This window comes from Novosphingobium sp. 63-713 (genome assembly GCF_001898925.1).
Taxonomy (GTDB): domain Bacteria; phylum Pseudomonadota; class Alphaproteobacteria; order Sphingomonadales; family Sphingomonadaceae; genus Novosphingobium.
Genome location: NZ_MKVS01000052.1, coordinates 24,280 through 50,335, shown reverse-complemented (window position 1 = coordinate 50,335; position 26,056 = coordinate 24,280). Strand labels below are relative to the sequence as shown.

22 protein-coding genes are annotated in these 26,056 nt (G+C 62.6%); all 22 read left to right on the top strand.

Going from position 1 to position 26,056, the window contains the following annotated elements:
- Positions 1-34: 34 nt before the first annotated feature.
- The gene (gene rfbA / locus BGP00_RS23810; RefSeq protein ID WP_292692014.1) at positions 35-925 is read left to right on the top strand and encodes a glucose-1-phosphate thymidylyltransferase RfbA; all 891 of its coding nucleotides are present in this window, start codon (positions 35-37) and stop codon (positions 923-925) included.
- Between the two features lie 111 nt (positions 926-1,036).
- Positions 1,037-2,299: a nucleotide sugar dehydrogenase gene (locus BGP00_RS23805; protein WP_292692013.1), complete on the top strand. Its 1,263-nt coding sequence runs from the start codon at positions 1,037-1,039 to the stop codon at positions 2,297-2,299.
- A gap of 14 nt (positions 2,300-2,313) precedes the next feature.
- Positions 2,314-3,618, top strand: a complete 1,305-nt coding sequence (locus BGP00_RS23800; RefSeq protein ID WP_292692012.1) for a glycosyltransferase family 4 protein — start codon at positions 2,314-2,316, stop codon at positions 3,616-3,618.
- 10 nt (positions 3,619-3,628) lie between these two features.
- Positions 3,629-4,999, top strand: a complete 1,371-nt coding sequence (locus BGP00_RS23795) for an O-antigen ligase family protein (protein WP_292692010.1) — start codon at positions 3,629-3,631, stop codon at positions 4,997-4,999.
- 85 nt (positions 5,000-5,084) lie between these two features.
- Entirely contained in the window at positions 5,085-5,726 is a 642-nt protein-coding gene (locus tag BGP00_RS23790; protein ID WP_292692008.1) for a polysaccharide biosynthesis/export family protein, read from the top strand.
- A 21-nt stretch (positions 5,727-5,747) separates the two neighbouring features.
- Positions 5,748-7,997: a polysaccharide biosynthesis tyrosine autokinase gene (locus tag BGP00_RS23785; RefSeq protein WP_292692006.1), complete on the top strand. Its 2,250-nt coding sequence runs from the start codon at positions 5,748-5,750 to the stop codon at positions 7,995-7,997.
- 5 nt (positions 7,998-8,002) lie between these two features.
- Positions 8,003-9,067 (top strand): hypothetical protein, encoded by a 1,065-nt coding sequence (locus BGP00_RS23780; RefSeq protein WP_292921846.1) that lies wholly within the window; start codon positions 8,003-8,005, stop codon positions 9,065-9,067.
- 8 nt (positions 9,068-9,075) lie between these two features.
- Positions 9,076-10,272 carry a glycosyltransferase gene (locus tag BGP00_RS23775; protein ID WP_292692003.1) on the top strand — a complete coding sequence of 399 codons (1,197 nt, stop codon included), beginning with the start codon at positions 9,076-9,078 and terminating at the stop codon, positions 10,270-10,272.
- A complete protein-coding gene (locus BGP00_RS23770; RefSeq protein WP_292692001.1) occupies positions 10,269-11,762 on the top strand; it encodes a flippase in 1,494 nt (497 codons plus the stop codon). Before BGP00_RS23775 ends, BGP00_RS23770 begins: the two co-directional genes overlap by 4 nt.
- Positions 11,759-13,108: a hypothetical protein gene (locus tag BGP00_RS23765; protein ID WP_292691999.1), complete on the top strand. Its 1,350-nt coding sequence runs from the start codon at positions 11,759-11,761 to the stop codon at positions 13,106-13,108. Before BGP00_RS23770 ends, BGP00_RS23765 begins: the two co-directional genes overlap by 4 nt.
- A 29-nt stretch (positions 13,109-13,137) precedes the next feature.
- Positions 13,138-14,016, top strand: a complete 879-nt coding sequence (locus BGP00_RS23760; protein ID WP_292691997.1) for a polysaccharide lyase — start codon at positions 13,138-13,140, stop codon at positions 14,014-14,016.
- Positions 14,017-14,046: 30 nt separating this feature from the next.
- Positions 14,047-15,624 (top strand): MBOAT family O-acyltransferase, encoded by a 1,578-nt coding sequence (locus BGP00_RS23755; RefSeq protein WP_292691995.1) that lies wholly within the window; start codon positions 14,047-14,049, stop codon positions 15,622-15,624.
- 18 nt (positions 15,625-15,642) lie between these two features.
- Positions 15,643-16,728, top strand: coding sequence for a hypothetical protein (locus BGP00_RS23750; RefSeq protein WP_292691993.1), 1,086 nt, complete (start codon positions 15,643-15,645; stop codon positions 16,726-16,728).
- Positions 16,729-16,776: 48 nt separating this feature from the next.
- Positions 16,777-17,826 carry an acyltransferase gene (locus tag BGP00_RS23745; protein ID WP_292691991.1) on the top strand — a complete coding sequence of 350 codons (1,050 nt, stop codon included), beginning with the start codon at positions 16,777-16,779 and terminating at the stop codon, positions 17,824-17,826.
- Positions 17,827-17,860: 34 nt separating this feature from the next.
- Positions 17,861-18,829, top strand: a complete 969-nt coding sequence (locus BGP00_RS23740) for a glycosyltransferase family 2 protein (RefSeq protein WP_292691990.1) — start codon at positions 17,861-17,863, stop codon at positions 18,827-18,829.
- 33 nt (positions 18,830-18,862) lie between these two features.
- Positions 18,863-19,366 carry a hypothetical protein gene (locus BGP00_RS23735; protein WP_292691988.1) on the top strand — a complete coding sequence of 168 codons (504 nt, stop codon included), beginning with the start codon at positions 18,863-18,865 and terminating at the stop codon, positions 19,364-19,366.
- Positions 19,318-20,457, top strand: a complete 1,140-nt coding sequence (locus BGP00_RS23730; protein ID WP_292691986.1) for an acyltransferase — start codon at positions 19,318-19,320, stop codon at positions 20,455-20,457. Before BGP00_RS23735 ends, BGP00_RS23730 begins: the two co-directional genes overlap by 49 nt.
- Positions 20,454-21,059 (top strand): CatB-related O-acetyltransferase, encoded by a 606-nt coding sequence (locus tag BGP00_RS23725; protein WP_292691984.1) that lies wholly within the window; start codon positions 20,454-20,456, stop codon positions 21,057-21,059. Before BGP00_RS23730 ends, BGP00_RS23725 begins: the two co-directional genes overlap by 4 nt.
- Positions 21,060-21,097: 38 nt before the next feature.
- A complete protein-coding gene (locus BGP00_RS23720) occupies positions 21,098-22,537 on the top strand; it encodes a sugar transferase (protein WP_292691982.1) in 1,440 nt (479 codons plus the stop codon).
- A 14-nt stretch (positions 22,538-22,551) separates the two neighbouring features.
- Positions 22,552-22,743 carry a hypothetical protein gene (locus BGP00_RS23715; RefSeq protein WP_292691980.1) on the top strand — a complete coding sequence of 64 codons (192 nt, stop codon included), beginning with the start codon at positions 22,552-22,554 and terminating at the stop codon, positions 22,741-22,743.
- 388 nt (positions 22,744-23,131) lie between these two features.
- The gene (locus tag BGP00_RS23710; protein ID WP_292691978.1) at positions 23,132-24,328 is read left to right on the top strand and encodes a hypothetical protein; all 1,197 of its coding nucleotides are present in this window, start codon (positions 23,132-23,134) and stop codon (positions 24,326-24,328) included.
- The gene (locus BGP00_RS23705) at positions 24,328-26,043 is read left to right on the top strand and encodes a CAAX prenyl protease-related protein (protein WP_292691976.1); all 1,716 of its coding nucleotides are present in this window, start codon (positions 24,328-24,330) and stop codon (positions 26,041-26,043) included. Before BGP00_RS23710 ends, BGP00_RS23705 begins: the two co-directional genes overlap by 1 nt.
- Positions 26,044-26,056 lie beyond the last annotated feature (13 nt).

The following is a 26,056-nucleotide window of genomic DNA, read 5'->3' as shown; positions in this document are numbered from 1 at the left end:
CCCTCCCCTTTTCACTTGCCGCAAGGGAACCGCAATGACCCAACGCAAAGGCATCATTCTGGCCGGAGGCTCCGGCACAAGGCTTTATCCGCTGACGCTGGCTGTCTCGAAACAGCTTATGCCGATCTATGACAAGCCAATGATCTACTACCCGCTTTCGGTGCTGATGCTGGCTGGCGTGCGCGAAGTGGCAGTCATCACCACACCCGCCGATCAGGACCAGTTCCGCCGCCTGCTGGGCGATGGATCGCAATGGGGTATGCGGCTGGAATATATCGTCCAGCCCTCGCCCGACGGTCTGGCGCAGGCATACATTCTGGCCGAGGATTTCCTCGACGGCGCGCCCTCGATCATGGTGCTGGGCGACAATATCTTCTTTGGCCACGGCCTGCCCGACATGCTGCGCGCGGCCGATGAAAAGCCCGCGGGCGGCACGGTCTTTGGTTATCACGTGGCCGATCCGCACCGCTACGGCGTGGTCGGCTTCGACGGCGACGGCACGGTCAATCAGATCATCGAAAAGCCAGAGACGCCGCCTTCCTCCTACGCCGTTACCGGCCTCTATGTGCTGGACGGCGAGGCCCCGGCGCGCGCGCGCCAGGTGGCTCCCTCGCCGCGCGGAGAGCTGGAGATCACCACACTGCTCGAAAGCTATCTGGCCGACGGCACGCTCAGCGTTGAGCTGATGGGGCGCGGTTTTGCATGGCTCGACACGGGCACGCATGGCTCGCTGCTGGATGCGGGCAATTTCGTGCGGACCCTTTGCGAAAGGCAGGGGATGCAGGTGGGCTGCCCCGAGGAAATCGCCTTCCGTCAGGGCTGGATCGACGCCGAAGGGCTTCATGCAGGCGCCCGCCTTCAGGGCAAGTCCGAATATGGCCGCTATCTGCGCCAGCTTGCGCAGGAAGAAGCCCCGGTCGGCTAAGGCTCCGCCCCTCCCCCACATCATCACGCAATCGCGGCGCAAAGACGGGCGCAAGGCCCCTGTCTGCGCGCGCCGCGATGTCCCGCTCCATCATCGTAAGGTTCCTGCCCTGTGAAAATCGCTATCTTCGGTTTGGGTTATGTTGGTTTCACCGCCGCCTGCTGCATCGCCAGCGAAGGGCACCATGTCGTTGGCGTTGATGTCAGCGACTCCAAGATTGCCGACATTCTCGCCGGTCGCTCGCCCATCACCGAGCCGAAGGTCGACGAGATGCTGGCGCAGGGGCTGGCCGACGGGCTGATCACGGCCACCACCAACGTAATCGAAGCGCTCAAGGATACCGATCTGGCGCTGGTCTGCGTCGGCACGCCCAGCGGCCCGGACGGCAGCCATGACATGCGCTATATCGCCGATGTCTCGCGCCAGATCGCGGCGGCGGTGGACACCGCGCGCGAAACGCCGCTGACGGTGGTGTTCCGCTCGACCATCCGCCCCGGCACGATGGACGATCTGGTCCACCCGATCTTTGCCGCGCGCCACGGGGCCGACACCGACCGCCTGATCGAACTGGTCTATAACCCCGAATTCCTGCGCGAGGCGACGGCGGTTTACGACTATTTCGCCCCGCCCAAGATCGTCATCGGCACCGCCGACGGCAAGCCCTCGGCTACGATGGACGCGCTCTATGCCGCGATCGAGGCGCCACGTTTCTACGTCCGCTTCCGCGAGGCCGAGGCGACCAAATTCGTCGACAACACATGGCATGCCGTCAAGGTCGCCTTTGGCAACGAAATCGGCCGGGTCTGCCTTGGGTTGGGGATCAATGCGAAGGATGTCTATGACATCTTCGTTTCCGACACCAAGCTGAACATTTCCAAGCATTACCTGCGCCCGGGCAGCCCTTTCGGCGGCTCATGCCTGCCCAAGGACGTGCGTGCGCTGCAACGCATCGCCGCCGAATGCGGGGCCAACACCCATCTGGTGGACTCGCTGCTGCGTTCCAACGATGCACACAAGCACCGCATGTTTGCCCGCGCCAGCGAAGGGCTGGAGCCGGGCGCGAAGATCCTGCTCGCGGGTCTGGCCTTCAAGGCGGAAACTGACGACCTGCGCGAAAGTCCCAATGTGGACCTTGCCCGCATGTTGCTGAGCGCGGGATATGAACTCTCGATCTTTGACCCCGCCATCGACGGGGGCAAGCTGGTGGGCGCCAATCTGGGCTATATCTATGCCCGTATCCCCCAGATCGAGCGCCTGCTGCTCAGCGCCGAGCAGGCCAATGCCATCGCCTTTGACCGCATCGTGATGTGCAACGGCACGGGCAAGAAGCTCGACCTTGCCAATCGTCCGGTCGTCGATCTCAGCAAGATCTAAGGGAGCGCCGCCTCATGCCCGACACTGTGCTCGACATTGGGCCCAAACCTGCGCCTGAAACCCGCGAACTGCAGGGCAAGCGCCTGCTCATCATCGTTGAAAACCTGCCTGTCCCCTTCGACAGGCGGGTTTGGCAGGAGGCGACCACGCTGCAGGAAGCCGGGGCCACGGTGTCGATCATCTGCCCCACGGCGCCCGGCTATGAGGCGCGCTATGAATTGCGCGACGGCATTCATATCCATCGCCACCCGCTCTATCGCGATGCGGCCAGTGCGCCGGGCTATCTGCTGGAATATGGCATCGCCCTGTTCTGGCAGACGCTGCTGGCTTGGCGGATCTTTTTCGGGCGCGGCTTTGATGTGCTTCAGGTGTGCAATCCGCCCGATCTGGGCTTTGTCATCGCGCTTCAGTTCCGCTGGCTGGGGCGACGCTACATCTTCGACCATCACGACATCAACCCGGAACTGTATGAGGCCAAATTCGGCAAACGCGGTTTCGGCTGGAAGCTGATCAGCTGGGCGGAGAAGCTGAACTTCCGCTTTGCCGATGTGGTGATTTCAACCAACAATTCCTATCGCTCGATCGCCATGCGGCGCGGGGGCGTGGCCGAGGGCGATGTCTTTGTGGTGCGCTCGGGTCCCAACCTTGCCCGGCTGAAACAGCGCGCTCCCGTCGAAAGCCTCAGGCAGGGGCGCAAGCATCTGATCGGCTATGTCGGCGTGATGGGCGAGCAGGAAGGCATCGACCTGCTGCTGGAAGCAGCACGCCATATCGTGCTGGAGCACGGGCGTCAGGACATCGGCTTTTGCCTTGTGGGCGGCGGCTCCAGCCTGAAATCACTACAGGCCATGGCGCAGGACATGGGGCTTGGCGACCATGTCCATTTCACCGGCCGCGCGCCCGATGATGTGCTCTTCGGTGTGCTTTCCACCGCCGATGTCTGTGTGAACCCGGATCGGGTGAACCCGATGAATGACCAGTCCACCATGAACAAGGTCTTGGAATACATGGCCTTCAGCAAGGCTCAGGTCCAATTCGACGTCAAGGAAGGCCGGTTCTCGGCGGGCGAGGCATCGCTTTATGCCCGGCCCAATGATGCGCTCGATATGGCCGACAAGATCCTCCATCTGATCGACAATCCCGAATTGCGCGAGCAGATGGGCCGCTATGGCCGCGCCCGCGTCGAGGCGGAATTTTCGTGGGATCGCCAAAAGGCCCCGCTGATCGCGGCCTATTGGCATGCGCTGGGCAAGGGCCGTGCAGGCGCCAGCCCGATCGCCCGGCCGGCCGGCCAACCGGTCCCCGGCTCGTCTTCCTGATCGCGCGACTGTGTCCGAAACCATCCCTTGGCCCCGCCGCAGTTGGACATTGGCGCTGCTCACCATCATTCTGATGGGCGGCGGCAACTGGACGATGCCATTGCCCGGCTTTGTGGCTCAATTGACCGCATGCGCGGTGATCATATGCGCTCTAGGTTCGCGCCACAGTGTTCTGTCCCGACCTCTGGTGGGGCAAGACCGCTTTCTGATCGCCGTGCTGGGGCTGATTGCGCTGCAGCTTTTGCCGCTGCCACCTGTGCTTTGGCATGCCCTGCCAGGGCGCGATGTGGCGCGCGATATTGACGATGCCCTGCCGCCTACCGCGCGCTGGCGGTCTTTGACGCTAGATCCGGGCGCGACGCTGGGGGCGCTGGTCTCGCTGTTGCCGCCTTTCAGCATTTACCTGGCGATCCGTACCGCGCCCAGAGAGCGTATTGCCGCGCTGCTTGATGCGATGCCGATCGCCTTTGTCGCCTCGGGCATGATCGCCTTTGCCCAACTCACGCTGGGCCAGAGAGGGTGGCTTCGACTTTATCCGTTGGGGGATTATGATTTCCCCATCGGCTTTTTCGCCAACCACAATCATCAGGCCGCTTTTCTGGCCTGTATGCTGCCTTTGCTGGCCCTGTGGCTGGGTCGGCTGAACCCGGCCAAGGCCCGGGCGCGATTGATGGGACAGAGCAAGGACACCGTGCTGCTGGCGGCTGCCGGGCTGGTCACGGCACTGTGCCTGATCACCGGATCGCGCGCGGGGGTGGCACTGCTGGTCCTCTCAATGGCCGGAACCAGCATGGCATGGCAGCGCCAATCACCGCAGGCCGGGGCGCAATGGATCATGCGCAGCATGCTGCCGATGGGTCTGATTGTGCTGTGCATCTGGTTCATGACCACCAATGGCGCCGAACGCCTCGCCGCGCCGTTCCTGCGCGGCGCGATGGAGCAGGACCAGCGCTGGACTTTCTGGCGCGATGTGTCCCATGCCGCCGCCGCTTTCTGGCCGGTGGGATCGGGCATCGGCACCTTCGTCGAGGCTTTTGCGATGCATGAGCCGTTGGCCAGCGTTTCGGAACGCTATCTCAACCATGCGCACAACGATTACCTCGATGTGGCGCTGGAGGCCGGTCTGCCCGGGCTGGTCTTTGTTGCCGGCGCGCTGTGGCTGACGCTGGCCACCGCATGGCGCAACAATCGCAGCGCGCGCAGCGAGCGACAGCGCATGGAAGTGATCCTGACCCTGCTGCCCCCGGCGCTGATCGCGCTGCATTCCTTCCTCGATTATCCGGCCCGGACCCATGCCATAGGCGCGCTTGTGCTGCTGTGCTGGGCGATGGCCGCCAACCGCATCACCCACAACCCTCCCACTGAACAACCCGGTTCCTGAAAAAAGGTCATATACCTTGAAACACTTAGCGACATTGCGATCCTTGGCGTTGCTTGGCACCGCATTGCCCATGATGAGCGGATGCATGGCCGGGCCAAAGTATGAACTGACCGACCCACCGCGCCTGGCCAAGCGCATGACGGCGCCCCTCGACATGCCCGCCCCGCCCGCCGATCCCGGCACGCTGGGCCCGGACGACAAAATTGCCATCGTGGTCGCGCGTGAGCCCGATCTGAGCGCGGCCAGTGTGATGATCGACGCCAACGGCACATTCTCGATGCCCGGCGTCGGCCGCATCAAGGCCACCGGCCACACGCCCGACGAACTGGCCCGCCAGATTGCCGCCAGCCTGTCCGCCAATTACATCAATCAGCCGCAGGTCTCGATCAACATCGTCGAACGCGCATCGCGCCGGGTTACGGTGGAAGGCGCGGTGACCAATCCGGGCATCTATCAATATCCGGTGGGCGCCACGCTGGTGGATGCCATCGCGCTGGCCCATGGCCCGCAACGCGTTGCCAAGCTGGACCGTGTGGCGATTTTCCGCACCGAAGGCGATGTCCGCAGCGTCGCGGTGTTCGATTTCAAACTTGTCCGGGCAGGGCGCATGTCCAATCCGCGCCTGATGCCCGGCGACCGGATACAGGTCGGCTTCTCGGGCCTGACCCAGGTCTGGCAGGACTTCCTGCAATCCGCCCCCGTCTTCAACGTCTTCACCCGTTTCTGACCGGGTACAGGAATTCCCATCATGGCCAATGCCCAAGAACCCTCGCTTGCTACCAGCCTGATCGACCGTTTCCTGCCGAATTTCTCTTCGGCCGAACCGCTTGAAAACAATGGCATCACCATGTCCGAAATCCGGGCGATGCTCTATCGTCAGCGCAAGCTGATCTTTCCGACGATCGTGGCAGGTCCGGTGCTGGCGCTGGGCGTCACATGGATGATGCCCGCGATCTACGAAGGCACGGTCTCGGTCAAAATCGACAATGAGCGCGCCAAGATCCTGGAAGGCCAGGATCTGGACCCTACAGTGACCACCAGTGACACCGGGCGCTATCTGGCCACGCAGGCCAGCATCGTGACCAGCCGTTCGCTGGCTACGCAGGTGGCCGATGAAATGGCGCTGGCGCGCGATGACCGCTTTTTGCTGAGCATGGGCAAGAAGGTCAAAAACGATGGGCTTAGCAAGAAGGATGCCGATGCCGCCCGACGCGAACAGGTCATCACCCTTTTGCAGCAGACGGTGAAGATGGCCACCCCCACCGACAATCGCGTGGCCACCATTTCCTTCCGCAGCCGCAATCCGCAGATCGCCGCGCAAGTGGCAAACACCTATGCCGACAAATATATCGGCCAGAATGTGCTGCAGCGTTATGAAATGAACGCCTATGCCCGCAAGATTCTGAAAAATCAGGTGACGCAGACCCAACAGGAATTGCGGGCGGCCGAACAGAAGGCCATCGACTACGCCCGCCAGTATCACCTGATAGACATTGGCGATGCCGCGTCGGGCGCCGATGAAGGCAAGGGCAATGGCGGCACCAAAGACACCGGCAACGGTCGCTCGATCGTTACCGCCAATCTGGTGGCCATCAATGACGCCTATGCGGCGGCGCAGGCCGAGCGTATCGCCGCCGAGGGCCGTTGGCACGTGGCCCAGTCCGCCTCGCCGCTCGACCTGCCTGAGGGGCGCAACAGCCCCAGCATACAAGGCCTGATGCAAAGCCGTGCCGCCACCGCATCCCAACTGGCTCAATTGCGCAAGCGCTATGCCGCCAATCGCCCCGAGGTGCAGGAAGCGGCCGCCCAGCTCGCCTCGATCGAGAGCCAGATCGCCACTGTGGGCCAGAACATCCGCGCCTCTATCCGCGCCGAATATCTGGGCGCACTGCACAAGGAACAGGAACTGGCCAAAAGCCGTTCCGATCTCTCGGCCCAGTCGCTGGGCGAACAGGAACGCCGGGTTCAGCTCAACCTGATCGTGCGCGATGCCGACACATTGCGCCGCCAGTTGGGCGATCTTCTGACGCGCCTGAACCAGATCGAATCCGCCGCCGATGTCGATACAAACAATATCGCCATCATCGACAAGGCCCGCGTGCCCGATGATCCGGTCTCGCCGATCATGTGGCGCAACCTGCTGATCGGTCTGGTCGCCGGTGTGACGCTGGCGATTTCGACGGCCCTGCTGCGCGAATTGTTCGATGAAACGCTCCAGCGCCCCGAAGATGTCGAGGACAAGCTGCGCCTTCCGCTGCTGGGTGTGGTTCCGGCCACGCTGACCAATGTGCTCGACAGCCTCAACGATGGGAAATCGGGTCTTGCCGAAGCCTATTATTCAGTGCGCAGCACGATCGACTATGCCTCGGGCGGCGATGTGAAAAAGCTCATTCTCATCACCTCCAGTTCGCCCGCCGAAGGCAAATCGACCACAGCCTATGCTCTGGCGCAGGATTTTGCCCGCGCCGGACGCCGGGTGCTGCTGGTAGATGCCGATACGCGCGCGCCCTCGCAGCATCGCCTGCTCAAACATGCCCGCAATCTGAGCGGTCTGACCGATAGCATAGTGCATCAGAAGCCCTTCACCGAAACCATCCACCAGAGCGAAACGCCCGACCTCTATTTCATGCCGCTCGGCGCGCGTCCGGCCAATCCGGCGCATCTGCTGTCCTCGGATGTCATCGCGCCCTTCCTGAACCGCCTGAAGGAGATGTTCGACGTGGTGATCGTCGATGCGCCGCCGGTTATGGGTCTGGCCGACGCGCTGCTGCTGGCGCGTCATATGGACGCGGTGATCTTCATTGCCGAAGCGGGCCGTGCGCATAACGGTCAGGCCAAAATCGCCCTGCGCCGTCTGCGCGACAATGGTGCCCATGTGCTGGGCGCTGTGCTCACCAAGTTCAACCCGGTTGAATCCGGCTATGGCCAGAGCACCGGTTATTATTACTACTACAACTATCGCTATGAGCGTGCCCTGCCCGAAGGCGAAACGGCCTGATGAGCATGACGCCGCCCTCTCTGCACCGCCGTCGCCTGCTGGCGGGCGCGGTCGGCATCCCGGCTTTGGCTGCGGTGCTGAGCGTGTCGCTTGCCAATGCATTGATCAGCGTAAAGCTGGTCGATGCGGCGGCGGCTGTGCCGATGGGGGCGGCGATTGCGGCACGCTCGGCCGATGCGCGCGATCTCTCGGTTGAACTGTCTGCTCGGGCCTTGCGGGAAAGCACTATCGTGCAACCCGCACTGACCCATCTCGCGCTCAACGAAGCGAGGCCGCGCGGTGATCGTCTTCTGGCGCTCAGCGCGAGGCTGGGCTGGCGCGATGCCGAAACACAGCGCAGGCTTTATGCCATGGCGGTGCGTCATGGCAACTGCCCTGCGGCGCTGTCCTATGCCTCGGCGCTGATGCGTCAGGGAGTGGGGTTCGACACGCTGGCCCCGGCCGTCACCCACGCGGCCGCCCTGCCCGCCTGCCAGCCCGCCCTGCTCGCGTTGATGCGCCATGGGGAACCATGGGCTCCGGCATGGCTGCGCCGCCATGGGGCAGACCTGTCCCCGGCCATACAGAGCCAGATCGTGGCCGCCATTCATCCGGGGCGCGAGACATGGGCACCGCTCGTCGACCAGCGTCTGGCCAAGGGCCAGTCGGTGGAGGCATACAACCTGTGGCAACAGGCCGGTGAAACGACCTCCGCCCCCAACCGCCTCGACTGGCCCGGTGTGGGGGCGCGACTTTATCCAACCGCTTTCGACTGGACCATTGCGCCCGACATGGCCCTGTCCGACGGCCTGCTTTCGCCCGCATCGGAAGGTGTGGGCGTGGCGGTAAGGCGCCTGTTGCTGGCACCGGGAGCCTATCTCCTGTCCACCGGCGCGCCGGGCGACGCAGCACTGGGCTGGCGCTGGGGCCTGTCCTGCGGCCTCAACCCGATGCCTGCTCCCACCGAGGCGCTCCGTCCGCGTCAGGCTTTCACCATCACTGCGGCCTGCCCCACTCCATGGCTGACGCTGGCCGGGGGCGAAGGGCCGATCTCGGCGCCCACCCTGCGCTTCATAGCTCCCGCACGGTGACAAAGCCAATGCACGGCCCCATCCTTCACCTATCCGCCGATTTTCCCGACCGGTTCGACGCCACAAAGACCCGCGCCATCCAGACGCTGGTCGAACTGGTCGAGGATCGTTTCGATCAGCAGGTCTTTTCCCTCAACCGCATCGCGCCCGGCCCGGCTGGCACCATCGCCACGCTGCTGGGCCGCAATCCGCTGTTCGAGCCCCCGATCCAAAACCACGGAACCGACGGCCCATTTGCCACGCTGGCCTATCGAGCGCCGGGGCGGGGCATGTGGCATCATACGATGCTGCGCCGTCTGGCCGATGCCTTGCTCGATCGGATCACGCGGGGGCCGCGCCCGGCGCTGATCGTCGGACACAAGCTGACGGTCGAAGGTCTGGTCGCCGCCCGCATCGGGGCGCGAATGGGTGTGCCCTATGCCCTGACCATTCAGGGCGATACCGACACCAAGATTCTGTCTGCCCGGCCCGATCTTCGCCCCGCTTTTGCCCGCGTGTTTCACGGCGCCAGCGTGGTTTTTTCGCTGGCTCCGTGGTCGCTGCGGGCGGTCGAGGCCCGGCTGGGCGCGCGTGAAGGCCAGTCCATCATGCTGCCCTGCCCGCTTGCTGCCGACCGCATCATGCCCCCGCGCGTGGGCGGCAATGCGATTGTGACCGCCTTTCACCTGCGCAATGCGCGGCGCAAGAATCTGGCCCGCCTTGTTGATGCACACCAGACCTTGCGCGCGGATCGCCCCGATGTCGAACTGCATATTCTGGGCGGCGGCGGCGAGCGTGACCACCTGCGGGTCAAACAACTCGTCGGCGCGCGCAACGGCATCTCCCTGCGCGGGGCGGTGGCCAATGCCGCCATTCCCGAAAGCTTCAATGCCGCCATAGGCCTTGCCCTCCCCAGCCTGCGCGAAAGTTTCGGCATGGTCTTTATCGAAGCGATGATGGCGGGGCTGCCGGTGGTCTATCCCCAAGGCCGCGCCATCGACGGCTATTTTGACGGGCAGGCCTTTGCCATCCCGGTCGATCCGCAAAGCAGCGCCTCCATCGCCGAGGGGCTGGCCCGGCTGGTGCGCGACGAGGCCGCCCTCAAAGCCGTGCTGGCGCAATGGCAGAATGCGGGCGAGGCCACCCGTTTCACCCGCGCCGCCATCGCCGACACTTTTGCAAATGGGCTCTCCCTCGCCCTTGCAACCAACGGACACGCTGTATGAGCATCGGCAAGAACACCGCCTATAATCTCGTGGGTTTCATTATCCCCACGGTGCTGGGACTGGCCACGGTGCCAGCCTATATTCATCTGATCGGCGCGGCACGCTATGGTGTGCTGTCGCTGGTGTGGCTGATCCTGGGCTATTTCGGCCTGTTCGATCTGGGCCTTGGCCGCGCCACTACCCAGCGCATTGCCGAATTGCGCGACGCACCCCGCGCCGAGCGCGCCAAGGCCTTTCATACCGCGCTGATAACCAACCTGGCGATCGGCGTAGTCGGTTGCCTGATTCTGTGGGCTGCGGCCTATGTCATCTTTTCGCGCGTGGTCGCGCTTGCCCCCGATCTGCGCGCCGAGGCCGTTTCGGCAACCCCTCTCGTCGCCCTGGCCCTGCCCATCGCCACCACGCTGGGCGTGCTGAGCGGCGCGTTGATGGGGCGCGAGAAATTCCTGCTGACCAACCGCATTTCAGCCACATCAACCACGCTGTTCCAGATCCTGCCCTTGCTGGTGGCATGGCGCGTGGGGGTGGATCTGCGAATGCTGGTGACGGCCTCGCTGCTGGCGCGTGGCTTTGCGGTCGTTTCGCTGTGGCGGGCATGTCGGCGCGAATTCGCCCTGGACGAGCCTGTGGCTTGGGACCGCGCGCAGCTGCTGCGCCTGCTGCGTTACGGCAGCTGGATGACGCTCTCGTCCATGACCATTCCGTTTCTGGCCTTTACCGACCGGTTCCTGATCGGCTCGATCCTCGGCCCGGTGGCGGTCACCATCTACAATGTCCCGAGCGAGGCTGTAAAGCGCGTCACGGGTGTTGCCGGATCGGTCGCCAGCGCCCTGTTCCCCCGCTTCGCCACCGAGGGGCGCGAGGAAGCGGTCAAGCTGGCCACCTATGGCGCGGATCTGCTCTATACGCTGGTCACGCCCGCAATGGCGGTGGGGCTGGTGCTGATGGACCCGCTGATGCGCCTGTGGCTGGGCCAGGATATCGGGGCGCAGGCCGCGCCGCTTGCCCGTATTTTCATGCTCGCCTATTGGCTCAATACTTTCCTGCAAATTCCATTTACCCGGTTGCAGGCGGGCGGGCGCCCCGATCTGGTCACCAAGATCATGGCGGCAGAATTGCTGCCCTATATCGCGGGCCTGTACTGGTCGCTCAAAAGTTTTGGGCTGGCAGGCGGGGCTTGGGCCTTCTTCATACGCATGGTGGTTGATGGCGTACTGCTGTCCTGGTTTGCCGACACCGGCTTTCCCCGTCTGAGGCTGATGGTCTGCACGCTGGCGGCCTTGCTCGGCCTTGAGGCATGGCTGACGCTTGGTCCGGTTCTGGCCCTTCCTTCCCAAATCGCGCTGGCCGCAGTTGTGGGTCTGATCTCCACGCTGGCTGCGCTGCTGGTGATGCCCGAGGATCTGCTCAATCGGCTACCTTTGCCTCAAGCCTTGCGCAGGATGCTGCGCTCCGCCCGATTTTCCGCCCCGATTGGAATCCTGTCATGACGCCCGCCTCCCCCATTGCCACACCGCCCCGGACCGAGGTTCGCGGGTCGGTTTGGATTGCCGCGATCATCCTGTTCACCACACTGTTGCCGCCCGAAGTGCGCGTTACCGTGGCGGGGATCGAGCTGTTTTCCTATCGTCTCGCCTTTTTGCTGCTGCTGCCCTTTATCGTACGCCATGCGCCCGCCAATGTGCGCAAGCCCGTGCCTTCAGATCTGATCGTTCTGTTCTCCGCTGTCTGGATGGTCGCCGCGATGGTGGCCAATCAGGGGCTGGCCGCAGGCATTCAGCGAAGCCTTTCGGTGGCGATGGACCTGTTGCTGGGCTATATCGTCGCGCGCGCCTCGATCGCCAGCATCAACGACCTGCGCCGCCTTCTGGTCATCATGGCGCCTTTTTTCCTGCTGGCCGGACTGCTGGTCATGGCCGAAAGCCTGACGCACGGACTCATCGTCCAGCCAGTGGTGCAAAAGATCTTTCCCAATATCGAGGCGATGGGCATCGTCATGACTTCGCTGGCGAATTATCAGACCCGCATGGGGCTGTTTCGCGGGGTGGGTGCCTTTCCCCATCCCATTCTGGGCGGACTGTATCTGGCGTCGGTGGTACCACTGTTTTTCACTTCCCATCTGCGCGGTTGGCCGGGCAAGGTCGGGCTGCTGGCTGGCTGTCTTGCCTTTTTTTCGGTCAGTTCCACCGCTTTCATGATGCTGGCGCTCAGCATCGGCCTGCTGTTCTATGATTGGCTGACCCGCATGCTGCAAGGCATCCGCTGGCAAGGACTGTTGCTCATGGTGGGACTCAGTCTGACCGCCTATCAATTGTTCAGCTCGCATGGACTGATCGGTCTGACGGTAAAACTGGCGATGGATGGCAATACCGCCTATTATCGTTCTCTGACTTGGCAATTTGCCGGCGCCGCAGTGGCCGCGCATCCGGTCTTCGGGCTGGGTGACGGGCATTTTGCGCGCCCGGTCTGGATGGTTTCGGACACAATCGACAATTACTGGCTGCTGCTGGCCGTGCGCTACGGCTATGCCGTGCCCGCCGCACAGTTGCTGGCCACGATTTCGATCATGTTTCAATTGGGTCAGGGCAGCCGCCTGGTCGACCGGACCGACTCTTACTTCTTGCGTGGCCTGTGCATGACCATCAGCGTGGTGACGCTGGGTGGCTTTTTCGTGGCTCTGTTCAGCGGCGTGCAGATCTGGTTTGCGGTTCTGCTGGGCTGCGGCGCCAATTGCGCGCTCTTTGCCCGCGGCCAGCACAAATTGCGCCAAAGCCGCGTGGTCGCCGAGCAGCGCGCCCGAAATATCGAACAGCACACCCGCTCTGCGGCTGCCTGACAAACCATTCTGTCAAAGGACTTATTTCGATGGCTTCCTTTCGTTTGCGCCGCCTGGCCTCTGGGGCTGTGGCCGGTTTCGCACTGGCGGGCGGCGCTGCGCTGGCGGCGCACCATTTCACGCTGGCCTATGGCCAGCCGGTGGATGTCACGTTCCGCGCGGACGAACCGGCAGGCACCAGCGAAACCGATCTGATGTTGGGCAAGGCCGATTATGCGCTGCAATATTGCTGTGCGACATCCACGCGGCTGGTGGCGAACCCGCTCAATCCCCAGCGGATGGTGCGCGAATTCCGCGTCGCGCCGACCGAACCGCTTGTCAAAGGCAATCACCGCGCCGAGCTGCGCCTGCGCCCCAACGCCCTGGGCCAGGAAGTGTGGTATCGCGTCTCGGTCTTCATCCCAGAGGACTGGGTGCCTTCACCGCGCCATTCCATCATCTTTCAATGGCATGGGTCCCGCGACGTCCTGCTGCTCGAACCGGGCAAATACCCTCCGCTCGACATTGGCATCGAGAGCGACCACTGGACCATCCACAAGAGCTGGGACAACCGGATTGCCACCCCGCCTCATGGCGCGGTCCAAGGCATCAGCGAAATCGGCCAGGCTCCCCTTACCAAGGGGAGCTGGCAATGCTGGACGGTCAGCGCCCTGTGGTCCAGCACGGCCCAGGGCCGCCTGCGCCTGTGGCTGGGCGACAGGATCGTGACCGATGATAAGGGGCCCAACGCCCATCGTGACTATCTTGGTCCTTATCTGAAAGCCGGGATCTATGAATCGAGCTGGCACTATGACGGCGCCGATCCGAAAGTGACCGAGCGCCGCGTCCTGATCGGGCCCATTCAGGTGCGCTACGGCTCCGATCCTTTTGGGGTGATCAACCACCGAGCCGATCCGTCCTGCAGCTGATCCTTCTTTTTTCCGAAAGCCGTTTCCCGGATGCTGTTCTTCACATGGCCCTTCGCGGTCTTCTTTGCGCTGTTCTATCCGGCGTTCCTGATGCTGCGGCGACGGGTCAGGGCGCGCAATGTGCTGCTGATCGTGGCGGCCTTCATCTTTTACGGTTGGTGGGATGTGCGTTTCAGCACGCTGCTGGCCTTCACGGTCGGGCTCGATTACCTGAGCGCGCTCGGCGCAGCCGGTCGGCGGATCACCCGCGAGCAATGGTCCAAGAGCTGCCTGTTTTTGGGCGGGGTCGGGCTGTTGGCGCTGGCGGCCAACCATGGACATCAACTCACGCTGATGACCCTGCCCGTGCTGGCCGCGCTGCTGCTTTATACGGGGCTGACCTATGCGCTGAACGGGATCAAGGATGAAGCGGTCCGCCGCCGCCGGTGGCTCCATGCCTGCGTGATCGTCAATCTGGCGGTGCTGTGTTTCTTCAAATATATGAATTTCTTTGGGGAATCTCTCGATCATGGCCTGTCCGCACTGGGCGTGCATTTAGGATATGTGTCCCTTGCCATCATTCTGCCGCTGGGCATTTCGTTTCACACGTTTCAGTCCATCGGCCGCACCATCGACGTCTCGCGCGGGCGGTTGGAGCCTTCGGACGATTTCATCGAATTCGCCACCTTCCTCACCTTCTTTCCGCAAATCCTGGCCGGCCCCATCGAGCGCGCCGCCCATATGCTGCCCCAATTCCGCCATGTGCAGACAATCAGTTGGGCGCTGGCGCGGCAAGGCATTGTGCTGTTCCTGTGGGGCCTGTTCAAGAAACAGGTGGTGGCCGACAATCTGGCGGTGCTGGCCAATCCGGTGTTTCATGCGCCCCACGGCCTGTCATCGGGCGAATTGCTGGTGGGCGTTCTGGCCTTCAGTTTCCAGATCTATGGCGACTTTTCCGGCTACAGCGATATGGCGCGGGGCCTTGCCGCGCTGATGGGCTTTGATCTGCGGATCAACTTTGCCCTGCCCTATTTCTCGCGCACGCCGTCCGAGTTCTGGCGGCGGTGGCATATCAGCCTCTCGCAATGGCTGCGCGATTATCTCTATATCGCGCTGGGCGGTAATCGGGGCGGGGCGTGGAACACCTGCCGCAATCTGATGCTTACCATGGTGCTGGGCGGACTGTGGCATGGGGCGGCATGGACCTTCATCGTCTGGGGCTTTCTGCACGGCCTAATTCTGGTGCTTTACCGCGTGGCGCGGGTCGATGACTATGTGTTCCGGCCCGATCGCACATGGCTGCGAAGCATAGTCGCATGGGCGGTGCTGATGCCGCTGATCGCGCTGACATGGACCTATTTCCGCGCCAACGGCGTTGAAACCGGCAATGTCATCGTCACGGGCATTCTGAACATGCATGGTTTGGCGCAGGGCCCCTGGGCTGGTTTCGCCTTCTATGCGCTTCCGCTCTTTGCAATCGAGGGCGCGATGCGACTGGCTGAGGATCGAGCCTTTGCCTTTGCGCGACTGCCCTTTCTGCTGCGCTACACAGCTGTGGTCGTGCTGGTGCTGGCCAATCTCGTGCTGGTCGCCTCGGCGGGCCAGCAATTCATCTATTTCGATTTCTGACAAGCGGGGCGCTTTTTCATGTCATCCTCCCTGTTGGGCCGGATTGCCCGGATTGCGGCGCTGGCTCTGTGGACCGCGCTGGTCGCCGAAGTTTTTGTGCGCCTTGTCGCGCCGCAAGCCTTGATGCCCCGCTATGTAACGGGCACGCCATCGGGCATTCGCGGCAATATTCCGAACGCCACCTATGCCCATGTCACGCCCGAAGTCGACGTCACCTATCGCATCAACGCGCAGGGCATGCGCGATGACCGTGACTATCCTCTGGCCAAGCCGCCGCGTACCTGCCGCATCGCGCTGTTCGGCGACAGCTATACGATCGGTTACGAACTGCCCTTGGCCGCCACCTATGCCAAGCGCCTGGAAGCCTTGCTTTCGCGGCCGGATCGTCCGGTCGAGGTGCTCAACTTCGGCGTCTCGGGCTTTGGCACGGCGGAAAATCTGCGCGCCTATGAAAGCATCGGGCGACGGTTTCATCCCGATCTGGTGCTGATGCAGTGGCAGGTCACCGATTATGACGACAATTCGCGCGCCGGGCTTTACCGGCTCGACGGCGATCATCTGGTGCCGGGCCGTGCGGCCTATCTGCCCGGCGTAGCGGTGCAGGACCGGCTGATGCGCTGGCGCCTCTATCGCCTGCTGGCCGATCACAGCCAGTTCTACAATTTCGCGCGCGAACAGATCGGCTGGCGCGGCAAGCAATTGCTCGCACTTTTCAGCAAGAGGCAGGCCGCAGACGCTAAGGATGGCGGCGAGGTGGAGAATGGCGATTACGCCATCAGCCCGGCCCAGATCCGGCTGTCGGCGGCCCTGCTGCTCCATGCCCGCGATGTGGTCCATTCTGACGGGGCCAATTTCGCCACTTTCGACATTCCCAACCGGAATCTGACCTCATCCTACACCTTGCTGCCCGCATCGGTGCAACAGCAACTGCCACCCATCTCGCCGCTGGCCGGTTTTCGCACCGCCGCGGCCGGGGGGCAGCATCTCTTCTACTCCACCGGCGCGCGCCATTTCACCCCCGCCGGCGCCGAGCTCATGGCCCGCGCCATGGCGAAAAGGATCGAACAGGACCGCCTGCTCGCATCCTGCAGCGCCGCATCCTGATCTATTGCGCCCAATCCTTTGCGCCCGTCCCTTGTGAAAGCCCAAACGATGTTCAGTCGCCCATTGCACGGCCTTCGCGGCCTTGCCTCCTTCATGGTGCTGTGTGCCCATGTCTCCTACGGCTTTTACGACCATTTTTATCATGAGGATCCGCTGCTGACAGCCGTCATGCCGCGTCTGGCCAATCTGGGTACTTATGGTGTCGAACTGTTCTTCGTCATCAGCGGCTATGTCATCACGCAAAGCTGTCTGAAATACAGCCCGCGCGAATTTGCCGGGCGACGCTTCATGCGGATCTATCCGGTCTTTGCGCTGTTTACGCTGTTCTATTTTGTCGCCAATCGCGCGCTGCATATCGCGCCTGACCGGGGATCGCCCACCGATCTGCTGGCCAATCTGTTCTTTGTCGACATGTTTGCCGGCACCCAGGCGCTCAGCCCCAATGCATGGTCGATCACGTTGGAGATCTGGTATTATATCTGCTCTTATCTGGTCATCGACGCCTTTATCCGGCGACGTGAAGATTTCCGCCCGATCCGTGCGCTTTGCGCCGTGGCCCTCTCGCTGCTGGTGCTGACCGCCTATGACATCACCGCCTATTTCATCGGGGGCGTCGTGCTCTATTTCATGGTGGCCAAGATGGAGCGCCCGCGCGCGCCGCGCCGCAATCTGCCCTTTGTGCTGGCCGTGGCGGCAATTCTGGTCATTGCCACTTTCTTCGATTTCGATCCGCGCTCCTATTTCTCGCAAACCGGCACGCAACTGATCGCGCTGGTGCTGCTGGCCGCCACGCTGGTGGCGGTTCACGATGTGTTGGATGAACGCAATCCGCTGGCCCGCCTGTTGATGAGCCGCCCTTTCACCTTTCTGGGCACGATCAGCTATTCGCTCTATCTGACCCATCCCTATGTCTACATGGCGCTGCGCATGGCCGGACACAGGCTGCATGTCGAACGCCTGCCATGGGTGCTGACCATGCCGGCCTACCTTGTCCTCGCGCTGGGCTTGTCGCTGGCGGGGGGCTGGGTGGTCCACTGGTTGGTAGAAACCGTTCCCTATCGCCTTGCCTATCGCAACCGCATCTATCGTGCGGTCTGAACCGCTGCACCCTCATCATGAAAGGACGCCCGACGTGGACACCGCACCCGCGCCCGAACTCTCGATCCTGCTGATCAGCTGGAACACAAAGCAGATGACGCTGGACTGCATCGCCTCGGTCTATGAACAGACCCACGATACCAGCTTTGAGATCATCGTTCTCGACAATGCCTCCTCCGACGGTTCGGTCGAGGCGATCCGCGAACAATTCCCCGATGTCGTGGTGATGGCCGAAACGGTCAACCACGGCTTTTCGGTGGGCACCAATCTGCAGGTGCCACAGGCAAAGGGTGAAAAGATCCTGCTGCTCAATACCGATACGGTGGTGCTGGACCGGGCGATCGACAATCTGATGGCTTTCAGCCGCCGCCAGCCTCAGGCAAAAATCTGGGGCGGGCGCACGTTGTTTGGTGATCGCTCGCTCAACCCCACCTCGTGCTATGGGCGACTGACGCCATGGAACCAGCTCAGCCAGGCGCTGGGCCTGACCGCGCTGTTTCCACGCTCGCCCTTCTTCAACCCACGCGCCTATCCGGGATGGCTGCGCGACAGCGAGAGGCGGGTCGACATTGTCACCGGCTGCCTTTTGCTGATCGAAAAATCGTTCTGGGAAGAACTGGGCGGCTTTAACGCGGGCTATTTCATGTATGGCGACGACACCGATCTTTGCGCCCGCGCGATCCGTCTGGGGGCCAAGCCGATGATCACCCCATCGGCCACCATCGTCCATTACGGCGGCGGCAGCACGCGCAGCCATACACGCAAGATCTGCCAGATCTCGGCTGCCCATATAGCGATCATCAAGCAGCATTATCCATGGGGCTGGCGCAATTTCGGTGCGGCCACCATCGTGGCCAATGTGCTGATCCGGCGGATCGGCTATGGGCTGGCGGCATGGCTGCGGCCCGCCCGGTTTGGCGACGTTGCCGCCAATTGGCGCGCGGCCTGGGCCCAGCGGGAGGAATGGCGCCATGGCTATCCCTCGGGCAAGACCTCGGGGTAACCGCCCATGGGCCAGACAGTGCCTGCTATCGCGATGAGCGCAGCCTACCTGGTGGTGGCGGCGCTGGCCGCGCTTAATGCCGGACGCCGCGGCGGGCCCCATAGCGGGCGGCTGTGGCGACGGATTGCGGTGCTGCTGGGGCTGCTGGCGGTCTGGCGGCTGCTGGGGGCGCAAGGCTGGCTTATCCAGTCGCTGCGCGAGTGGAGCCAGGCCACCACGCTTTATGAAGAACGGCGGCTGGTGCAGGTGCCGGTGCTTTATCTGGCGCTGGGGCTGCTTTATCTCGCTTGGCGCCGGTGGGGGGGATCTCTTCGCCGGGGGCGGGCAACAATCGCATGGGTCGCGGCGATGGGGCTGGCCGCGTTGGCGGTCATGCGCATCATTTCCCTGCATGGCACCGATGCCATCCTTTATCAGCAAATTGGGCCGCTGCACCTGCATCACATCATCGACATCGCGCTGACGGTGATCATCGGCGGCTGTGCCGTTTGGTCTCGGCTGCGCCCCTCGGCCCACCATCGCAGCAAACCTTTATGATAAATGGAAATTCATCCATGTCCCGAAAGAATGGCTTTGGCGCGCTACGCCTGATGCTCGCGCTGCTCGTCATCCTCAGCCATGCTCCGGAAATGGCCGATGGGGATCGCCACCGTGAAATCCTGACGCACCTGTTTGGTACGCTCAGTTTCGGCGATCTGGCCGTCGATGGCTTTTTCATCATCAGCGGCTACCTGATTTCGGCCAGCATGCTTTCGAACAGCAAGGGTTTTCTGCGGCGCCGCATCATGCGCATCTATCCCGGATTTGTTGTGGCAAGCGCATTCTGCGTGTTTATCGTTGGCCCGTTGGCGGGAGCCAATCTGAGCGCTTTGTCGCTCCGCGAATGGAGTGCGGTCGGGCTGCATATTTCCTCGCTTCGCCCCCCTCAGTTGAACCATGTTTTCGATGGATCGCATTATGCCGCACTCAATGGTTCGATGTGGACCATCCGCTTTGAATTCGGCTGCTATCTGCTCACGTGCCTGCTGGGCTTAGCCGGGATTCTCAAGCGCCCCCGTATGCTGTTGAGCATTACCGGAGCGCTGGGGCTGCTTCACATTTGGGCTCAGAGCCACTCGCTGCCTGTTGCGCCGAAACTGTTCATTGCGGTACTGGGCAGACCCGAGGATCTACTCCGGCTAGCGCTGGCCTATATGGCGGGCAGTTGCTTTCGCGTACTTTCACCCCCGTTCCGATCCAAGATTGCGCTGGGGGCGGCGCTCTTGCTGATCCCGGCAATGTTTTCCCATGCGCTGGCTGAAACGGCGCTGGTGACACTGGGCGGTTACGGGCTGCTCTGGCTGGCGTTTAGCGTAAAAAATCCGCTCTTCCTGCGCATCAACGCCAAAGAGGACATTTCTTACGGCGTCTATCTCTATGCTTTCCCCATCGGCAAACTGTTGTTCCTTTACAACCCGCAGATGAACATCTGGCTGAACGCCGCCCTGACAGCATGCCTTGCGCTGATTGCCGGCTGGATCAGCTGGAAGCTGGTCGAACGGCCCGCGATGCGTCTGGGCCATCCAAGGTCTCCGGCCCCGCAAACCACATTGGACACCATCAGCCCCCAATTCAGGACCCTGCCTTGATAAAAGATCTGCTCTTTCGTGCAAAATTCTTCCTGCGGCGCAAGCAGCAGCCCTTCGACCCATGGGTGCGCAGCGAGTTTCGCCGGAAATATAATATCGATGTCGGGCTCTATTCCTATGGCTGCTTTGACCGCTGGCGGATTCCGGGTCCTTTGCGGATCGGCCGCTATTGTTCCTTTTCCAAAACCTGCCGGGTGGTCGATGCCAATCACGATCTCCATGCGCTTACAACCCATCCGCTGGTCTATGAAGCCCGCTTCGGCGTCGTCGAGCGCGACACAATCCATGCCGAAACGTTGGTGATAGAGGATGATGTGTGGATCGGCCATCATGCGATCATCTTGCCCGGCTGCAAATTCATCGGACGCGGAGCCGTGATCGGCGCGGGCTCCATCGTCACCCGCAATGTGCCCGCCTACAGCGTGGTGGCCGGAGTGCCCGCGCGGGTCATGCGGATGCGCTTCGAGCCCGAAACGATCGCGGCCATCGAGGCCTCGCGCTGGTGGGAAATGGATATGGAAGCGCTCGGCCGGACATGGCGCCGCGACCGCAGCGCCATTCTTCACCCCGACCCCGCGAATCTGGCCATTTTGAAATCCTGAGCATTCACCTTTCAACCGAACCACAGGAGAGCGGTCTCATGCGCCCCACCTCATTCGGCTTGCTGAACGATGCCCCCACAGGCCGGGCCGTCGTCCGTTCCCCGGCGATGCCCCACCTGAGCCCTGCCCCGGCCGTGCCGCCTCAATTGCCCCCCATGCGGCAAAGGCGGCTGCAGTCCTATCTGGCATTGATGCTGGCTGATGGGCTGGCCATTGTGCTCGGTCTGGCCGCCGCCGCGCGCCTCGGCCCGCCCTCGCCCGTCCATGCCGAAGTGCTTTTGCCGATCTACTGGACGATTGCGCTGATCCTGCCCGCCTATTCACTGCCCACGCTGACCGGTCGCCTGCTGGCACCGGGCAAGGCCATCGCCGCGCTGTTGCTGGCCCATGGCGCGCTGTTGACGGCCCATTCGGCCACGCTGCTGACCCATGGCATGCGTCAGGGCGGCGATGACGCGCTGGCCGTGGGGGCGGGAATGGGGCTGGCCATCGCGCTGATGTTCGCGCTGCGCCTGATACTGCGCCCAATCATCCGCCGCCGCTGCGGTACGCATGCGCAAAACCTGCTGATGATTGACGATGGCGGCGAATTGCCCGCCATCGCCCATGGCGTTCGCATCCATGCCCGCACGCATGGTCTGCGCCCCGATCTGGGCGATCCGCATATGCTCGACCGGCTTGGCCGCTATATGGAAGATGTGGACCGTGTTCTCGTTGCCTGCCCGCCCCATCGGCGCGAGGCATGGTCGCTGGTGTTCAAAAGCGCCAATGTATCGGGCGAGATCCTGGATGCCGATGTGCATATGCTCGATGTTCTGGGGTCGCGCCGGGGTGCCGATTACGGCGCTCTGGTGGTGTCCGTCCAGCCTTTATCGATGAGCCAGCGCGCGACCAAACGCGCCTTCGACATGGTGGTGGCGGGCGGAGCCATTCTGGCGCTGGCGCCCTTGCTGGCGGTGGTCGCCTTGTTGATCCGGCTGGGCGATGGCGGGCCGGTGCTGTTTGTGCAGAACCGGACCGGGCGCAACAACCGCTTCTTTCCGATCTACAAATTCCGCTCGATGCGGGTGGAGCGCACCGATGCTGCCGGCGCCCGTTCGGCCAGCCGCGACGATGATCGCATCACCCCCATCGGCCGCCTGATCCGGCGCAGCAGCATTGATGAATTGCCCCAACTCTTCAATGTCCTGCGCGGACATATGAGCATTGTGGGGCCGCGCCCCCACGCCATCGGCTCATTGGCGGGCGAACAATTGTTCTGGGATGTCGATCGCCGCTACTGGCTGCGCCATGCGGTCAAGCCGGGGCTGACCGGGCTGGCCCAGATGCGGGGATTGCGCGGCGCAACCCAGACCGAAAGCGATCTCACGCAGCGTTTGAAGGCCGATCTGGAATATCTGGATGGCTGGACGATATGGCGCGACATAGCCATCATTTTGGGTACTTTGCGCGTGCTGATCCACGCGCGGGCCTTTTGACGCAGGAGGACCCGATGACCATCCGCACCGCTCTGTTTGCGCTTGTTGTCGCAGCCTCCTTTGCCGCGCCTCCCCTGTCGCTCGCTCAACCGGGACCCTCGCAGACGGCCAAGGCCGATCTGCAGACACTGGCCGCCGATCCTGTGCCGCCCCTCAAGTCCAGAATCATGGGCTATACTGTAACGAGCTTTCCCAAGAGCCGTTGATCCGACCGATTCCTATTGCGATGCGGAATTTTATTTTCTCAATTCTTTGAAGACCGTATTTATCCCGTATTTACCCTATTTCGCACTCACCGCATAATCGGAAAGACTACGTACTAAACCGGATGTGCAATAGCCCTGCTCCCACATCGTCCATTACTGTGCCAACCGGATGCCACCATCATCGAAGGCCCTTACCGGGCCATATCGATGAAGCTCGACGATTTTGAGCCAGGCGGATGGAGATGTCTTGTTCAATTTGCGTAAGCTGACGGCGACGGTCGCCTTTTTCTTGTCGATTGGCGCCCATGACGGAGCCAACGCCCAAGGCAATGCTGTATCCAATGGTGCAACCGGCTATGCGGCCAGTAATAATGGACGAAACGGAGCCGTGATCGCCACTGTCAATGGTATCCGGATCTTTGACGAGGATCTCTCGCGCCGCCTCCAGGAAGAGCACGGGCCCTCCTCCGTGTCGCAGGATGTGCGCCTGCAGACGCTCAAGACCATGATGGCCGAGGTCGCGGTCGATGCCGCCTTTGGCAAGGCGATCAAGAGCGATCCGCAATTGCAGGCCGCGCTGGAATCCCAGCGGCGCAAATTCGTACTGGCCGCCTATGACAGCAGCCGCCTGCAGGGGATCGATGTTTCTCCGCGCGAGGTGGACGATTTCATCGCCGCCCATCCCGATTATTTTGCCGGGCGCCGCACCTATCACTATTCACGCGCCGACCTGACCGCACTGACCCGCAACGCACAGGTGGAAATGACCAGCCGCCTGCCCGAATGGCGCAAGCAGGCCGCGATGACCCCCGGTGAATTCCAGCTCAATCTGGTCTGGGCCCAGAACCCGGCCTTCCGCATCAGCATGTCGCGCAATTGGGACGGCAGCGAGCAGATCCCGGCCGAGGATCTGGCCGTGCTCCAACAGCTCGACGCCGCGCCCGGCAAGATCAGCGTGCAATGCAAAGGCGACAATTGCCACCTTCTCGTGCTGCATGGCTCCTATCCGGATCCTGTCGATCCGGCTCTGGTGCGTAATGCGCTGGCAGCTCAGCTCCATCAGGCCAAATCGGCACAGGTAATCGAACAGGCCAATACGGAACTGCTCGCGCGGGCCGATGTGAAGGTCGACGATGCCGCCATGGCGGCGGCCATGGCCCGCGCCGCATCGTCCTTGACCCGCGACGAACATGCAATGCAGCGACGCCTGATATGGGCGGCCCAGATACTGACCCTGCTGGGCTCGGTCGGCTGCGCGGTGCTTATTTTGACCAAGCGAAGCCATAAATATCGTGCGCCCTCCTATCTCGTGCTCATCAGCTACGAACGTTATGTGCGGATCACCTGCGCGCTGCTGTTGCCTTTGGGCATCGCCTTTTTGGGGCTGGTGGTGTTGGGAGCCAATCCCATCGTCAGGCCGGCCATTGACACGCCCGTCATAGCCGGCCTGACACTTTGCTCGGCGGCTCTGGCGGTGATGGCATGGCGCCATGCGAGCGGTCTGCGCCATGTATTGCGCCGCCGCCGCTACGGCTTGATCATGTTGCTGGCGGCCCAGATCACCCTGCTGGCGAGTGTGTTCTAGTGGGCGTCTCCTCCCTTGAGCGCGGGCCCGACCCTGTCCTGCCGCCTGCTGCCGGGTGGAGGTTGGCGATCCATGGCCCCCGCGCGCTGGCCGCGCTGGCGCAGATTGTGCTGCTGGCTTTGGTTGTGCTGGCCTCGGACACGAAATATGCCAACCCGGACCTGTCGGGCGGTCTGTTGCAGCAGTTGCTGACCTGGCTGCCCGCCTTGATCCAGGGACTGGTGCTGGGCGGCGCGGCAGGGCTGGTCTATGCGGCTACGAATGATGCGGGATTGATCGTGCGCGTGATGACGGCGCCGGTGCCCCCTGTGCTGGCGCTGATGCATGGGGTCATCGGACTGGTGCTGGTTGCCGGATCGATAATGACGCCGCCCCTGATGGCGCTGGACATGTCCGGCCCGAATGCCGCATTACTGTTTTATCTGGTCGCCCCGGTTCTGTGGCTGGCCTATCTGGCCACAGGCTGGCTGGTTGCCATCCCGGCCCATGCGCTTGATGATACGCGGCGGCAGGGAGACACCTTCGCGCTTTGCGGCACGATCACGCTGGCCATGTTCGCCTGGCAGTATGTGGATCGCACGCAAAGCGCCAATTCCTATGCGATCACCGATGCCTGCGTGACGATTGCCTCCTGGTTCAGCCTGCTTGTCGGCAATCCCATCCAGCCGATCGGTATCAACGAAAGGGGCTGGCCGCTTTATCAGACCGGTGACATCACCGTCTCAATCGCCCCGGCCTGTGCAGGGATCGAGGGACTGTTGCTGACTATCGCCCTGCTGTTGACGCTGGTCGTGCTGGAGCGGCACCGACTTTATGTTGGCCGCGCGCTGGGGCTGATCGCGGTCGCGGCGGGGTTGACCTTTGTCATTAATGGGCTGCGTCTGGCACTGCTGTTCTATATTGGCGATCATTGGTCGCCTGAAATCGCCCTCACCGGATTTCACAGCAATTTCGGCGTGTTGACACTGGTGGTCGTCTGCGCTGCCTTCACCATAGCAATCCGCCGCTTCGCCAGTCGCACGCCGGCCCCTGGCGCGGCCCCGGATCACGGGCCGCGCATGGCAGAGACGGGGGCTCGGCCGCAGATCGCGCATTATGATATCCGACTGATCGTCCCACAGATGGTGATGATCGCCTGCCTGCTGTTGCTGGGATTGGTGTCAGGTGAATTCGACTGGCCCTATCCGGTCGGCGTGATCGTAGTGGGTACTCTGCTGTGGCGGATGAAGGATCTGCGCCCCCTGGCCAAATGGCAGGTAACGCTTCTGCCGATGCTGGCCGGGCTGAGCGCTTTTGGCCTGTGGCTGGCGCTGGTACCCGCCGATCCTCTGGTCTCGGCCCGTTTTGAATCCGCGCTGTTTGACGCGCCCATTATCGCAAGCTGTCTCTGGCTGGTGTTTCGCCTGGCCGGATCGGTGCTGCTGGCGCCGCTGGTGGAAGAAATGGCCTTTCGAGGCTTTCTGCTGCCCTGGCTGGCCGACCGCGCACAGATCACCCTTCCCCGTCCGATCGCCCGCGTCAGCGCCTTGCTGGCAACGTCGATCGTCTTTGGCCTGGTGCATGCAGACGTTCTGGCGGGGATTGCAGCAGGCCTGGTCTATGGCGCAGTCCAAATGCGTCGTGGCCAATACGCCGACGCAATACTGGCGCATTGCGTGACCAATGCATGCTTGTGCCTGTATGCCCTGTCCACCGGCCAATGGATTTACCTGTAATTCTTTGGCCAAT

Bases quoted from the DNA above. Each gene is read 5' to 3' on its own strand.
- BGP00_RS23750 (WP_292691993.1), top strand. From the start codon at position 15,643: ATGTCATCCTCCCTGTTGGGCCGGATTGCCCGGATTGCGGCGCTGGCT.
- BGP00_RS23760 (WP_292691997.1), top strand. From the start codon at position 13,138: ATGGCTTCCTTTCGTTTGCGCCGCCTGGCCTCTGGGGCTGTGGCCGGT.
- BGP00_RS23790 (WP_292692008.1), top strand. From the start codon at position 5,085: ATGGCCGGGCCAAAGTATGAACTGACCGACCCACCGCGCCTGGCCAAG.
- BGP00_RS23715 (WP_292691980.1), top strand. From the start codon at position 22,552: ATGACCATCCGCACCGCTCTGTTTGCGCTTGTTGTCGCAGCCTCCTTT.
- BGP00_RS23770 (WP_292692001.1), top strand. From the start codon at position 10,269: ATGAGCATCGGCAAGAACACCGCCTATAATCTCGTGGGTTTCATTATC.
- BGP00_RS23755 (WP_292691995.1), top strand. From the start codon at position 14,047: ATGCTGTTCTTCACATGGCCCTTCGCGGTCTTCTTTGCGCTGTTCTAT.
- BGP00_RS23775 (WP_292692003.1), top strand. From the start codon at position 9,076: ATGCACGGCCCCATCCTTCACCTATCCGCCGATTTTCCCGACCGGTTC.
- BGP00_RS23735 (WP_292691988.1), top strand. From the start codon at position 18,863: ATGAGCGCAGCCTACCTGGTGGTGGCGGCGCTGGCCGCGCTTAATGCC.
- BGP00_RS23800 (WP_292692012.1), top strand. From the start codon at position 2,314: ATGCCCGACACTGTGCTCGACATTGGGCCCAAACCTGCGCCTGAAACC.
- rfbA (WP_292692014.1), top strand. From the start codon at position 35: ATGACCCAACGCAAAGGCATCATTCTGGCCGGAGGCTCCGGCACAAGG.
- BGP00_RS23765 (WP_292691999.1), top strand. From the start codon at position 11,759: ATGACGCCCGCCTCCCCCATTGCCACACCGCCCCGGACCGAGGTTCGC.
- BGP00_RS23720 (WP_292691982.1), top strand. From the start codon at position 21,098: ATGCGCCCCACCTCATTCGGCTTGCTGAACGATGCCCCCACAGGCCGG.
- BGP00_RS23745 (WP_292691991.1), top strand. From the start codon at position 16,777: ATGTTCAGTCGCCCATTGCACGGCCTTCGCGGCCTTGCCTCCTTCATG.
- BGP00_RS23780 (WP_292921846.1), top strand. From the start codon at position 8,003: ATGACGCCGCCCTCTCTGCACCGCCGTCGCCTGCTGGCGGGCGCGGTC.
- BGP00_RS23785 (WP_292692006.1), top strand. From the start codon at position 5,748: ATGGCCAATGCCCAAGAACCCTCGCTTGCTACCAGCCTGATCGACCGT.